Raw genomic sequence first — 12,863 nt, forward strand, 5'->3', positions numbered from 1 at the left:
GCTCGGGATAGGCGTCGCTGAAGTGGCGCTGCCATTCCGGGAAGGCCTCTTCCGGGCCGGACTTTACGAGCAGTTTCATTGTATCTTGCCTTTCCATTCGTGTGTGGTCCGCATCACCGGTCCGGGTCGGACGGGGAGCGGCCGATGAGCATGCGATCGAGACCGAAGAGCCTGTCGAGGATCAGCATGACAACCAGCGCCATGACGATCAGTACCGTTGACACGGCCGCGACCAGAGGATCGATGCTGTCCTCGATGTAGAGCATCAGCCTGACGGGAAGCGTTGTCGTACCGGGGCCCGAGATGAAGATCGTCATCGTCACCTCGTCGAAGCTCGTGATGAAGGCGAGTACCCAGCCACTAAGGATCCCCGGAAGGGTCAGCGGCAGCGTCACCCGCCGGAAGGTCCGCCACGCCGAGGAGCCGAGCGAGGCCGCCGCATGATCGAGCGCGGAGTCGAGCGAACCGAGCGAGTTCATGATGGTGCGCAGCACGTAGGGCACGATCAGGATGACGTGGCTGATCGTCAGCCCGACCAGCGTGCCGCTCATCCCGATCTGCGAGAAGAACCGCAGGAAAGCCACGCCCAGCACGATCGACGGCACCATCAAAGGCGACATGCACAGCGTGAGGAAGGCCGTGCGCCCGGGAAAGTCGTACCGCACGATGGCCATCGCGGCCGGGATCGAGATCAGCGCCGCGACCGTGGCCGAGGCCGCACCGAGCGCAAGGCTGATCCGGAAACTGCCGACGAATTCCTTGTTGTTCAGCAGCGCCTCGAACCAGCGCAGCGAAACACCGTTGGTGGGCATCGACAGGTAGCCTTCGGGGGTGAAGGCCATGAAGCAGACCACCACGATCGGGGCCATCACGAAGATGACGAAGAGCGTGTGGAATGCGAGCGACCAGAAACCGTTGCTACTGCTCATCCGTACAGCCTCCGGAAGCGGCGCTCGGCTAATTGGTTGAAGCCCACCGCCACGATGATGACGATCACGAAGAGCAGCAGCGCAAGTGCCGCGCCCAGCGGCCAGTTCAGCGAGAAGAGGTATTCGTCGTAGACCAGCGTCGCGACGACCTTGAGCCTGCGGCCGCCGATGATCTGGGGCGTCGCGAAGGCCGAGGCAGCCATGGCAAAGACGATGATCGACCCCGCGAAGATCCCGGGGAGGACCTGCGGCAGGATCACCCGCCGGAACGTCGTGAAGCCGCTCGCGCCAAGAGAATAGGACGCGCTCTCGACCAGCGGGTTCAGACGCTGCAGCGTCGTCATCACCGAGATGATCATGAAGGGCAGCAGCACGTGCGCCAGCGCGATCACGACACCCGTTTCGGTGTACATGAACTGCAGCGGCGCGGCGATCAGGCCAAGGCCGATAAGGACGTCGTTGATGATCCCGGTGGAGCCGAACAGCAGCGCCCAGCCGAGCGTCCTCGAGACCACCGAGATGAGCAGCGGACCCAGCGCCACGAGCAGGAAGATGCCGCGCCATGGCGCCTTCATCCGCATCAGGATCACCGCCTCGGGCGCGCCGATCAGGATGGTCAGAACGGTGGTCAGTGCCGCGGTGCGGGCCGTCCTCAGGAAGATCTCGCCGAAGTACCCGTCCGAGAAGATCTCGACGTAGTTGTCGAGATTGAAGACGGATTGGATGCCAGTGTAGAGGCTGAAGGCCTGCAGTGACAGGATCGCCGTCGCTGCAAGGGGGATCAAGAGGAACAGGCCCAGCAGCAGGCCCGCCGGAAGGGACAACAGGACCGGCACGGGGTCGAGGCGTCGCAGCAGGGCCTTCATCGCGCTGCCTCTTCACGGATCAGGTGCATGTCGTCCCGGCTCCAGGTCAGGCAGACCCTTTCGCCCACGGTCGGGGGACGTGCCCCGACATTCTGGCGCTGCATCAGCACCGGCCCATGCGGTGTGTCGAGATCGAGCAGCCATTGCCCGCCCTGGAAGGTGCGGGCGCTGACCTTCGCAGGAAGCCCATCGTCTGCGAGCGCGATCTTCTCGGGCCGGACGGCGATCGTCACCGGCCCGTCCGGCGTCGCGTCCGGTGTAGCCCACGACAGATTGCCCAGCCGCATCTTCGACTGCCCGACATCGCCCTGGAACAGGTTGGTCTTTCCGAGGAAGTTGGCAACGAAGCGCGTATCGGGGTGGTCATAGACGTGCTCTGGGGCGCCGATCTGCTCGATCTGGCCCGAGCGCATGAGCACGATGCGGTCCGACAGCGCCATCGCCTCGGTCTGGTCGTGCGTGACGAGGATCGTGGTCGTCCCCGTTGTCTGTTGGATCCGCCGCAGTTCGACCTGCATCTCCTCGCGGAGGCTGGCATCGAGGTTCGACAAGGGCTCATCAAGCAGCAAGACACGCGGCTTGATGACGAGCGCCCGCGCCAGCGCGACCCGTTGCTGCTGCCCCCCGGACATCGCCCTCGGATAGCGGTCGCCATAGGGCGCAAGCCCAACCAGGTCCAATGCCGCCTTCACCTGCTCGGCCCGTTCACTGCGCGACACGTTCCGCACCTCGAGCCCGTAGGCGACATTCTCGGCCGCGGTCATGTGGGGGAAAAGCGCGTAGGATTGAAACACGATCCCCAGCCCCCGCTTGCTGGCAGCGACCGAGGTCAGGTCGCGGCCGGCGAGTTCGATCTTGCCGCCGTCGGGGCGAACGAAGCCGCCGATCATCTGCAGCGTCGTCGTCTTGCCGCAGCCGGAGGGGCCGAGCAGGGAGACGAATTCTCCCTGCCCGACGTCCAGCTTCAGTCGGTCGACGACGGTGGTGTTGCCGTACCGCTTGGTCAGCCCGGATATGCGGACCAGCGGGGACCTTTGGTGTCCGTTAGCGTCTTCGGGTGTCATCGACAGACAGTGCCTTCTTCCAACTGCTTCAGCGCTCGATCTCGCGGACCCAGCGACGATCCCAGTCTTCACGGCTGGCGTTGACCACGTCCCAGTCGATGCTCTGGAGCTTGCTGACCGCATCCGACCCGTAGGGCACGCCCTGCGCTTCTTCCTCGGTCAGTTCCGCCAGCGCGTTGGTAGGGCCGAAGCCGAGGTTCTTGGCGAGGATCTCCTGGATCTCGGGGGAGATCAGGAAGTTGACGAATTCCATCGCTTCGGGCTTCATCTCTTCGGTGGTCACGGCGCAGACGTCGTTCGAGATGATCATCGCGCCCTCTTCGGGGTAGACGAGCTCGATCGGGAAACCGGATTCCGCTAGCACCTTCACCTGCGTCGAGGACCAGACCGAGATCACGACCTCGCCGTTCTGGTACATCTCGGCGAGACGCGCCGAGGAAGGTTCGAAGCTCAGCACGTTCGGGGCGATGCTCTCTTCCATGACCTCGAAGCCGGGGTCGAGGTTCTCGACGCCGCCGCCGTTGATCTCGGCCACCTTGATGAGCGCGAGCAGACCGTTGGTGTTGTTGAGCGGTTGGAAGACCATCTTGCCTTCGAACTTCGGATCCTCGAGCGCGGTCCACGATGTCGGTACGTCCCAACCGCTCTCCTCGAAGACCTCCGTCGCGTAGGCGACGCCCAGCCCGACCACGCCGAAGCCGACGGCATGATTGTCATCGAACTTCGCGAAGTCGTGGATGTTCTCTTCGTGCTCGGAGATGTCGAGCTCGCGGCAGAGGCCAAGCTGGATCGCCTGGCTCATGGGACCAGTGTTCATCATCGCGATGTCGGTCTGCTGGTTGTCCTGCTGCGCGAGCAGCTTGGCCAGGACGGCGGCGGAATTGCCCGCGGAGTAGACCACCTCAATCCCGGTCTGTTCGGTGAAGGCCGGGAAGATCTCGGCCTTCATCAGTTCCTCCTGCGAGCCTCCGTTGCCGGCGACATACAAGGTTTGAGCCGGCGCAGAGACGGCAAAGCCCGTCATCGCGAGGGTCGTGGAAAGCAGCATTGCTGTGCGTTTCATCGATCTTTGCTCCCTGATCGCTCTTTTTGAGTGCCGCCTTCCGGTTTGCCGGAAACGGCCGGCCATCCGGACATGAGGAAGATCGATCCGTCACAGTCCGCGTTGTGGCCACCTGTAACCTGATCTGTTTACAACCTAATGTGCGTCGGAAGATAAGCTTGTTTGCAGAATTTTTTACGCCTTGAATTCGGCATATCCGATGAAAGTCCGTAGCCTATTCTCTTTTCGCCCAAAATTTGGCTTACAGGCTGAAGACCCTTGAAGGAAGAAACCCATGCAACAGAGACAGAGACGCCACAGTTTCGGCGCGATCGAACTCGACGAGGTAGATGTCCGTATGCTCGCGATCCTCCAAGCCGACGGACGCATCAGCAAGTCTCGCCTCGCCGGGGAGATCAACCTGTCGGCCAGCGCATGCTTCGAACGCATGCAGAGACTCGAACGGTCCGGCGTCATCTCCGCGTATCAGGCGCGCATCGACCTATTGCAGCTGGGCGACCCACAGCTCATTCAGGTCCACGTCATGTTGGAATCGCACCGGTCCTCCGACTTCACCCGGTTCGAACGCCGGATCATGGACGAGGACATGATCATGGAGTGCTTCGCGCTGGGAGGTGGCGTCGACTATTCGCTGACGGTCTGGGCCCTGCGCATCAGCGACTACCAGACGCTCCTCGATCGGCTGCTCGACTCCGATATCGGGATAAAGCGCTATTTCACCTATGTCATCACCAAGCGCATCAAGCAGACGCATCTCGGAATCGAGGACCTTGTCCGGCGCAGGATCAGTGGCCATCTGCTTTGAAGGGCGTGCTTGGAAACGCGTAGCGCGACAGCCATCGCGAAACATCAGCGGCGGAGCAAGTTGGGGTCTGACCGGTTTTGGTCGTGTGACCGCCCTCCTTTGTGGATCGTGGTAGACCCACCTTGGCACATCGATGCCGTCGGGGGGGTGGTCACACCATCAACGCCAAGCCGAAGGCCTGCGTCTTCCCGCAGCATGGGACGAGGCCCTTGGACGAGATCCGGCAACGCCATGTGGTCGCGCGCTGCACCCGAGGGGCTTGCGCCCCTTCCGCTGCTCAGCTTGATTGTCCTGGACGGCTCTGCGATAGAGCCTCGCCGAAGCGTGGCGCTTCCCGATACCGTTTCGTGCCAGCCCGCCGGTGATCCGCGTCACCGTCAGCCAGAGCCCCGGTCTTGCCGATGCTGAAAGGAGCTGCCGTGGCATTCATGCATTCGATGATCGTCCAGACCGAGGGCATCCGGAGTACGGCGCCGGTGCGATGGCAATCCTACAACGGCTTCTGCGCCGTCCACTGGGAGGCCCACGGCGAGGTGGGCGCCCGGGGTTACTATCGCTCGCCGGACCCGAGGCTGATGCTTTTTTTTAACGACGTCTCGGAGCAGATCGTCCTTTCGGAGAACGTGGCCGAGCCCGTGGCCCGATGGCGGCCAATGATGCGTGCGCTCTTCGTGCCGGCGGGGCTGCCGATGTGGACCGAGTTCCGGAACACCCATGTCTTTTCCCACCTCGACCTTCACCTGAGCCGGGACTGGCTGCTCGAGAGGTTGTCGCCCATGGTGGGCGCGGCGGCCGCCGAAGAGGCGCTGCGGAGTCCGGTCGAGGTTCAGGACGTGGGCGCGCTTGCCGTCATCGCCGCGACCCTGGCCGAGGAGATCGACAGCCCGACACGCGGGCGCCACTTTGCCGAAAGCCTCGCGGTGACGCTTGTCGCGGGGCTGATCGAGCCGCCGAGCGAGGCGCCGGAGCGGGCGAAGGCGCAGGGCGGTCTGACGCCGAGCCAGATGCGTCGCCTCAGGCAGCGCGTGACGGAGCATAAGGGGCGGCTGACCAATGCCGAGCTGAGCCAGGTCGTGGGGCTGTCCGAGGGGTGGTTCTGCCACGCCTTCAAGAAATCCACGGGCAAGACGCCCTTGCAGTGGCAGCAGGAAATGCGGATCGCGATGGTGAAGGAGTGCCTTCTGTGCAGCGATGTCACCCTGGCGGAGATCGCGTTGCGGCACGATTTCTCGGACCAGGGGCACCTGACCCGCGTGTTCCGCCGTTACGAGGGGACCACGCCCTCGGCCTGGCGGCGGGAGGCGCGGACCCGCTAGGGCGTCGCGCCCGGTCCGGCCCGCGTCGTGGCGGGCCGGGGGGGCGTCTTACCAGCTGTGGCGGAGCGAGAGGCTCACTTCGCGGCCGGCGTTGTAGTAGTCGGTCGAGAAACCGCCCTGCGCCACGTGCTTCTCGTCGAGAAGGTTGGTGACGCTCATGCGCATCTCGGTGCCTTCGACGATCTCGTAGCCGATGGCGGCGTCCCAGAGCCACGCCGAGTCGGTCTTGGAGGTGTTGCTGTCCGCCCGCCAGTATCCGCCGTTGTAGCGCGCGCCGAGGCCGAGGTTCAGGTCGCCGACGGCGCCCTGGCCGGGTACGAGGTAGTCGACCCAGATGGAGCCGGAATGCTCGGGCGTGTGGGCCAGTTCGTTGCCGTCGTTGTTGCCCTCGCTTGTCTCGACAAGTTCGCTGTCCATGTAGGAGTAGGCGGCCGTGAGCGACAGCTGTTCGGTGATCTCGGCCTTGGCCTCCAGGTCGAGGCCCCGGACGCGGGATTCGCCGCGCGTGACGGGCAGGAGCGTGTTGGCGTCGGTGATGGTCTGGTTGAACTTGGTCAGGTCGTAGATCGACGCGGTGAAGAGCCCCCGGAAGTTGTCGGGGCGGTATTTCACGCCGATCTCGTACTGTTCGCCGCGTTCGGGTTCGTTGCCCTGCTGCGAGGCGGGGACCACGGATTCGGCGTAGCTTCCGTAGACCGAGAGGTTCGGGCTGACCATGTAGGTCAGGCCGAGGCGATAGGTGTCTTCGATGTCGTCGCTCTTGGTGGTGACGCCCGCCAGTTCGTCGGTGATCTTCTGGTCGATGCGGTCGCGGCGCAGGCCGCCCTGCACGATGAAGTTCCCATAGGTGAACTCCTGCTGAAGGTAGAGCGAGGCGACCTTCGTGGAAGCGTGGGCGTATTCGCCCGCGACGTTGCAGCCGTCGAGACCATGCTGAGTTGTTTTCCGGCCTGGGCCCCTGACACGTTGCCGGAGCGCCCGCTTCGCATTGCCATGCTGCCCGCCAAGGTCTGGGAAGGTGCAGACACGGCGACGCGCTCGGTGATCGAACGTATGGCCGATGCCATCAGCGCAACCGGCGACACGGTGATCGACCTGCCTGACGCAGCGCCGTTCCTCGAGATGATCGAGGCGCAGAAAGTTGTCATGGGCTACGAGATCCCGCGCGCGCTGAGTTGGGAGCTTGAGACGCACCCTGACCTGCTTTCGGACGAGCTGCGCGAGTTTTGCGAGGTCTCGTTGGATATCACGCACCTTGCCTATGCCCAGGCGCTGGAGGTCGCCGACAGATTCAGGCTCATGGCACGGGGGCTCTTCGCCGAGATCGACGCCATCATGGGGCCGGCGGCGGCCCAGCTCGCGCCCGAGGGGCTCTCGTGGACGGGCGATCCCTTCGTGAACCGCATCTGGTCGCTGTCGAAGCTTCCCGCGGTCGCGCTGCCGAGTGCCGCTGCCGAGAACGGGCTCAAAGGGTCGGTGCAATTGAATGCCGGGGCCGGGCAGGACGCCAAGCTTTGCGCGATCGCTGCGCGCTACGCACCGCTCGCGGCCGAGGTGCGTCCCGGCTGAACTGCGGATCGCTGGCAGTCGCAACGAACAAGGCATCGCCAAGAATGCCCGCAACAAGACCAACATCGCCACAACAGAGAGGATCAACCATGTCATTGATTTCGACGTTTACCGCGCCAGCAGCAAGCGCGGCTATGTGCGCCGCCATGGTGGTGACCGCGCTGCCCGCAGCGGCACAGGAATACAAGTGGACCGTGCAGACTGCCTACGCGGCGGGTGACGACCTGCACCTTTCCTTCGTGAAGCTCGCCGAGATGGTCGAGGAAATGTCCGGCGGACGCCTCGTGATGGAAGTGAGCCCGGGCGGTGCCTTCGTGCCTGCCTTCGATGTCCTCGACGCGGTCGACGACGGCGTGATCGACGCCGCTGGCGGCGATGCCGACTATTGGGTCGGCAAGCACCCGGCGGGCAGTCTCTTTGCCTCGGCGCCGGGCTTCGGCATGCCCTCGATCGATCTGATGGGCTGGATGGAATACGGCGGCGGCAAGGAGCTTTTCGCCGAGTATATCAACGAGACGCTGCAGTTTGACGACACCGTCTCGTTCCTGTTGAGTCCAGCGCAAGCGCAGCCCTTCGGCTGGTTCGAAGAGGCCGTGACATCGGTCGAGGATGTGCAAGGGCTCAAGTATCGCACTCCGGGCCTGCCCGTCGACGTGATGCGCGAGATGGGCGCGGCCGTCGTGACGGTGCCAGGCTCGGAGGTGGTGCCCTCGCTCGAGCAGGGCGTTATTGAAACGGCCGAGTACTTCAGCCCCAAGGCGGACATGATCCTTGGCCTTCCCGACGTGCGCAAGGTCTACATGATGCCTAGCTACCTGCAGCTTGGTCTTGTGCAGAACTTCTTCGTCAACAAGGCCAAGTGGGACGAACTGCCCGACGATCTCAAGGCCATCGTGCGGTATGGCGTCATGGCGGAATCCGCTGACTTCTACTGGCGCGGTCTGGACGAGAACTCCAAGGCGCTCGCGACCATGGAGGAGGAGATGGGCGTCGAAGTCGCCGAGACTCCCCGCGAGGTGATGAAGGCGCAGCTCGAGGCCTGGACCGCCGTGCTCGACAACTACGCCGCCGAGGATGAGTTCTTTGCCAAGGTCCTGGACAGCCAGCGCGAGTTCGCCGAACGGGTCGTGCCGCTCAAGGCGCGCATCAATCCGCCGGCAGACATCGCGTTGGAGCACTTCGGATTCGAATAAGCGCGATCGCCCAGAGAGGCGATGGACAGGCGGCCCTCGATAGGTCGCCTGTTCGGATCGCAGAGCGGCAGCGGCCGCGGCCAACCGAGGGACAGACGATGACTTCCGGAGACGACGACGAACTTCTGCGCGCGCTGAAGCAAGACGAGGACCTGCCCGACATCGACAAGATGCGGCAGGCCCCGCTGGCGAACATCCCGCAGCCCTATCGCGGTATCGTGCGCAAGATCGACAGCTTTGCCGATCTCTACGGCTACGTTCTGTCATGGCTGGTGCTCGCGCTGGTGGCCATCGTGGTGATGGAGGCGATCCGCCGCTATGCCTTCAACAGCCCAAGCATCTGGGCCTACGACATGAGCTACATGCTCTACGGCACGATCTTCATGCTGGGGGCGGGGACGACGCTGCGCTTCGGCGGGCATATCCGCACCGACCTATTCTTCAAGGACTGGTCGCCGCGCACCCAGGCGGCGGTCGACATTTCCTTCTACGTACTGCTGTTCTTCCCAGGCATGGTTTTCTTTCTCTGGGCGGGTCTCGAAAAGGCAGTCGATTCTTTCCTGATTTCCGAGCGGGCCGCTGCGAGTTTCTGGCGTCCGATACTCTGGCCATACCGGGCGGTGATCCCGGTGACCGCACTGTTCCTGATGATCCAGGGCGTCTCCGAAGTCATCAAGGCCTTCTTCCAGTTCAAGACCGGAGACACCGCATGACCTTCGACGTTGTTCTCGGCTTTATCCAGCTTCTGACGCTTCTCGTAGGGATCTTCGCGGGGTTTCCTATTGCCTTCACGCTGATCGTGCTGACCGTCTTCTTCGGATACATCGGGTTGGGCGATCTCGCCTTTAACCTCATGGTCTATCAGGCTTGGGGCGTCATGAGCACCGAGACGCTTGCAGCGGTGCCGCTATTCGTCTTCATGGGCTACATCCTCGAACAGGCGGGGATCATGGAGCGGCTCTTCCGTGGCTTCCAGTTCACTCTGGCCCGCGTGCCGGGCGCACTTTACATCGGCGTGCTGCTGACTTCGACCATCTTCGCGACCGCGACCGGCATCATCGGTGCCTCGGTGACGCTGATCGGCATGCTGGCCGCGCCGGTCATGACGAAGTCGAACTACGACCCCGCGCTTTCGGCGGGCACGATCACGGCTGGCGGCACCCTCGGCATCCTGATCCCGCCCTCCGTCATGCTGGTGGTGCTGGGGCCCGTGGTGGACGTCTCGATCCCCAAGCTCTTCGCCGCCTGCATCCTGCCCGGCCTTCTGATCACGGTGCTGTTCCTCGGCTACACGCTGATCCGCTGCTGGCTGAAACCCGAGCTCGGTCCCGCCCTGCCGGAAGCCGAGCGCCCCTCGAGCTGGATGGTCGCGCTACGCGAGCTGGCCTTCGGCATGACGCCGATGCTGATCCTTATCGGCGCCACGCTGGGCAGCATCCTCACCGGTGTCGCGACCCCGACAGAAGGGGCGGGTATGGGGGCCGCGGGCGCGCTGCTACTGACGATCTTCTACGGACGCTTCACCCTGCCGCGTCTGCAGACGGCGCTGTACCAGACCGTAATTGTCACGAGCATGATACTCTTCCTGTTGCTCGCCTCGAACATGTTTGGCGCGGTCTTCAATCGCCTCGGCACAGGGCCGTGGATCGCAAACACGCTGGTCGCGTGGGACCTGCCGCCGATGGGCGTGGTGCTGGCGCTCATGGTCGTGGTCTTTCTTTTGGGCTGGCCGCTGGAATGGGCGCCGATCGTCTTCATCTTCCTGCCGATCTTCCTGCCCATCGTGCAGCAGGCGGACCTCGACCTGCTGTGGATCAGCGCGCTGGTCGCTGTGAACCTGCAGACTGCCTTCCTCTCGCCACCCGTGGCGATGGCGGCCTACTACCTGAAGGCGGTAGCGCCACAGTGGAGCCTCAAGCAGATCTACAGCGGCATGTTCCAGTTCGTGGCGCTGCAAGTGGTCGCGTTGCTGCTCGTCTTGGCTTTCCCGGAAATCGCGCTCTGGCTGCCGCGCGTGATGTTCGACTGAACGTTTCTCGGCCCCGCCTTCTCGGTGGGGCCGGAGCGACCTAGGTCTGCTGTTCCAGCGCACGCAGCACAACGTTGCGCACCGTCCCTTCTGCATGGCGGCGCAGAAGGATTCCGGTACGGGGGCCGTCGCATTCGCGGATGGCCTGCATGATCTTCTCGTGATCCTGCGCCGCCTGCCGCCAGGACTCCTCGGTCTTTTGAAGCAAGAAGCGGCCCATGTGCATGCGGGCCAGCACGTGCCCGTAGATTTCGAGCAGGCAGGTATTGCCGCCGTGCCGGATCAGCCTTTCGTGGAAATCCTTGTTTGCCTTGCGGTAGCGCACGTCGTCGCGCTCCTCGAAGCCGGTGATGATTTCGGCATGCAGCGCTTCGAGGTCGTCGAGAATTTCGGTGCGCCGGTCGCTTGTCGCAAGTACGGAGCAGAGGCTCTCACCGCCCAGCTGTTCGAGCACGGCCATGACAGGCAGAAGCTCTTCGAACTGCTCGCGTGTGACGACAGAGATGGTCGCGCCGCGGTTTGCGACGAGCGTCACTAGTCCCTCGACGGAGAGCGCCTTCAGCGCTTCTCGCAGGGGCGTGCGCGAAACCTCAAGTTGCTCGGCGAGTTCCTTCTCAGGCACTTTCGCCCCGGGCCGAAGCGCTCCCTCGAGGATCATTTCGCGGATTTCCGAGGTGATTTCCTCGTGCAAAGACCGGCGTCCCAAGGCTCCCGCACCTTTCTCCTTCATTCCTGTGTTTTGCATAATTAATTATTTTTTCGCGGGAATCTATGCTCGATTGCCTGTCACCGGGTTTCGTCGAGGATCGCTTTTGCCCGGAACCTAGCGCACAAGGGGCAGGCCAAGCCGGTGAGCGCAGTAGCACTTGCCGTGGTCTCCGCTGGCGTCGTCCTAGTCTGGCTTTTTCCGCAAGGGCATGCCGCTAGACTCCGGCAGGCATAGTCGCCGCGGCGAGCCTGATTGATGCGGCGGTGGCCTTCAGTGCCGTGATCGGCACGCCTCAAAGGGTTCTCCGACGCCCATCTTGGCACGACCTTCGGGGAGCTCACCAATGACGCGGCCTGATATCGTCCTTTACGCTGCCAATACCATGAACGGCTGGAAACCCCTGATCTTCCTCCATAAGGCCCAGATCGACTACGAACTGGTTCCGATCAATTTCGGCGAGAAGGAGCAGAAGACGCCGGACTAAATGCGCCTGAATCCGAACGGCCGCATTCCGACCATCGTGGATCGCGGCGCGGACGACTTCGCAGTGTTCGAGAGCGGCGCGATCCTGTGGTATCTCGCCGAGAAGTATGACCGCTTCCTACGCCACGACCCCAAGGAGCGCTCGGAGACGCTGCAATGGCTGATGTTTCAGATGGGCGGGATCGGCCCCATGATGGGGCAGGCGATGTTTTTCCAGCGGATCGCCAAGCCGAGCGGCGACGAGGTGCCCTATGCCATCGACCGCTACGTGAATGAAACCCGCCGCCTGCTAAAACAGGTAGGGCGGAGACCGACCTTGGCCTCAGGTGAAAATGATTTGCCCGGAGCTGAAGAAAGCGGACGTTGGGCCCTGCCCGGGAAGCGCGGCCGTTGACCGATTAATCGCTAGGACGTCCGGTGCGTTCGTGTGAGCAGATCGACGCGATAGGGGGCCCCGGCCTGCGGCCGGGACACTGGCACGCTCTCGCAGCATGCGCCGAGAAAGAGCTCGGCGGCCTCGCGCCCCGAAAGCGGCTCGCCCGTCTCGCCGAGCCAGTTCACGAGAAGGATTTGACCGCCCGGGCGCAACGATTGCTCTGCGCGCCCCGCGAGTTCGTCGATCTCGGCACGCGTGAAGTAATAAAGGACCTCGGAGAAGACGGTGAGATCGAAGTGACCCGCAGGCCAGCCTTGCGGGAGCTCGGCACGGGCGAAGGTCACCTGCGGCTCCGGAAGACGCCGCCGCGCGATCTCCTCGGTGTCGAAGCCGACCGAGCGCAGGTTGAAAAGCTGCCCTACGCGTTCTGCGTCGTCGAGCGCCTCCCAGGTACGCTTCAC

Annotated in this window: 14 protein-coding genes and 1 pseudogene; 8 read left to right on the forward strand and 7 right to left on the reverse strand. The window is 63.5% G+C overall.

Annotated features, from left to right (window positions below; genetic code table 11):
- Positions 1 to 113: 113 nt before the first annotated feature.
- From C8N44_RS22010 to C8N44_RS22025, 4 genes are read right to left on the reverse strand one after another with little or no spacing between them, the layout of a single operon-like run.
- Positions 114 to 929, reverse strand: a complete 816-nt coding sequence (locus C8N44_RS22010; RefSeq protein WP_107978882.1) for an ABC transporter permease — start codon at positions 927 to 929, stop codon at positions 114 to 116.
- On the reverse strand, positions 926 to 1,795 hold the full coding sequence (locus C8N44_RS22015; RefSeq protein ID WP_107978883.1) for an ABC transporter permease: 870 nt from the start codon (positions 1,793 to 1,795) through the stop codon (positions 926 to 928). The genes C8N44_RS22010 and C8N44_RS22015 overlap by 4 nt, the downstream gene beginning before the upstream one ends.
- Positions 1,792 to 2,859 carry an ABC transporter ATP-binding protein gene (locus C8N44_RS22020; protein ID WP_107978884.1) on the reverse strand — a complete coding sequence of 356 codons (1,068 nt, stop codon included), beginning with the start codon at positions 2,857 to 2,859 and terminating at the stop codon, positions 1,792 to 1,794. Before C8N44_RS22020 ends, C8N44_RS22015 begins: the two co-directional genes overlap by 4 nt.
- 28 nt (positions 2,860 to 2,887) lie before the next feature.
- On the reverse strand, positions 2,888 to 3,922 hold the full coding sequence (locus tag C8N44_RS22025) for an ABC transporter substrate-binding protein (protein ID WP_158274128.1): 1,035 nt from the start codon (positions 3,920 to 3,922) through the stop codon (positions 2,888 to 2,890).
- A gap of 274 nt (positions 3,923 to 4,196) precedes the next feature.
- On the opposite strand from C8N44_RS22025, the gene C8N44_RS22030 reads away from it, so the two are divergent.
- On the forward strand, positions 4,197 to 4,727 hold the full coding sequence (locus C8N44_RS22030; protein WP_107978886.1) for an Lrp/AsnC family transcriptional regulator: 531 nt from the start codon (positions 4,197 to 4,199) through the stop codon (positions 4,725 to 4,727).
- A 428-nt stretch (positions 4,728 to 5,155) separates the two neighbouring features.
- A complete protein-coding gene (locus C8N44_RS22035; RefSeq protein ID WP_244641186.1) occupies positions 5,156 to 6,043 on the forward strand; it encodes a helix-turn-helix domain-containing protein in 888 nt (295 codons plus the stop codon).
- Between the two features lie 48 nt (positions 6,044 to 6,091).
- On the opposite strand, the pseudogene C8N44_RS22040 reads toward C8N44_RS22035, so the two are convergent.
- Positions 6,092 to 6,910, reverse strand: a pseudogene (locus tag C8N44_RS22040) (TonB-dependent receptor); the annotation flags it as partial.
- 24 nt (positions 6,911 to 6,934) lie between these two features.
- On the opposite strand from C8N44_RS22040, the gene C8N44_RS23975 reads away from it, so the two are divergent.
- The 4 genes from C8N44_RS23975 to C8N44_RS22060 all read left to right on the forward strand — a co-directional run bounded on the left by C8N44_RS23975 (position 6,935) and on the right by C8N44_RS22060 (position 10,834).
- The gene (locus C8N44_RS23975; RefSeq protein WP_244641182.1) at positions 6,935 to 7,612 is read left to right on the forward strand and encodes an amidase family protein; all 678 of its coding nucleotides are present in this window, start codon (positions 6,935 to 6,937) and stop codon (positions 7,610 to 7,612) included.
- A gap of 89 nt (positions 7,613 to 7,701) precedes the next feature.
- Entirely contained in the window at positions 7,702 to 8,805 is a 1,104-nt protein-coding gene (locus C8N44_RS22050) for a TRAP transporter substrate-binding protein (protein WP_107978888.1), read from the forward strand.
- A 98-nt stretch (positions 8,806 to 8,903) separates the two neighbouring features.
- Positions 8,904 to 9,518: a TRAP transporter small permease subunit gene (locus C8N44_RS22055; protein WP_107978889.1), complete on the forward strand. Its 615-nt coding sequence runs from the start codon at positions 8,904 to 8,906 to the stop codon at positions 9,516 to 9,518.
- Positions 9,515 to 10,834, forward strand: a complete 1,320-nt coding sequence (locus C8N44_RS22060; protein ID WP_107978890.1) for a TRAP transporter large permease — start codon at positions 9,515 to 9,517, stop codon at positions 10,832 to 10,834. Before C8N44_RS22055 ends, C8N44_RS22060 begins: the two co-directional genes overlap by 4 nt.
- 40 nt (positions 10,835 to 10,874) lie before the next feature.
- On the opposite strand, the gene C8N44_RS22065 is transcribed toward C8N44_RS22060, so the two are convergent.
- Complete coding sequence (locus C8N44_RS22065) at positions 10,875 to 11,579, reverse strand: GntR family transcriptional regulator (RefSeq protein ID WP_342587795.1); 705 nt, start codon at positions 11,577 to 11,579, stop codon at positions 10,875 to 10,877.
- 307 nt (positions 11,580 to 11,886) lie between these two features.
- Here C8N44_RS22065 and C8N44_RS23980 point away from each other — a divergent pair, with 307 nt between their 5' ends.
- Entirely contained in the window at positions 11,887 to 12,027 is a 141-nt protein-coding gene (locus C8N44_RS23980; protein ID WP_244641184.1) for a thioredoxin domain-containing protein, read from the forward strand.
- Entirely contained in the window at positions 12,028 to 12,420 is a 393-nt protein-coding gene (locus C8N44_RS23985; protein ID WP_244641185.1) for a glutathione S-transferase family protein, read from the forward strand.
- Between the two features lie 11 nt (positions 12,421 to 12,431).
- Here the strand turns inward: C8N44_RS23985 and C8N44_RS22075 are convergent.
- Positions 12,432 to 12,863: class I SAM-dependent methyltransferase (locus tag C8N44_RS22075; RefSeq protein WP_158274129.1), on the reverse strand; the 432-nt coding region annotated here is incomplete at its 5' end.

The organism is Allosediminivita pacifica, assembly GCF_003054175.1.
In the GTDB taxonomy this organism is placed as follows: Bacteria; Pseudomonadota; Alphaproteobacteria; order Rhodobacterales; family Rhodobacteraceae; genus Allosediminivita; species Allosediminivita pacifica.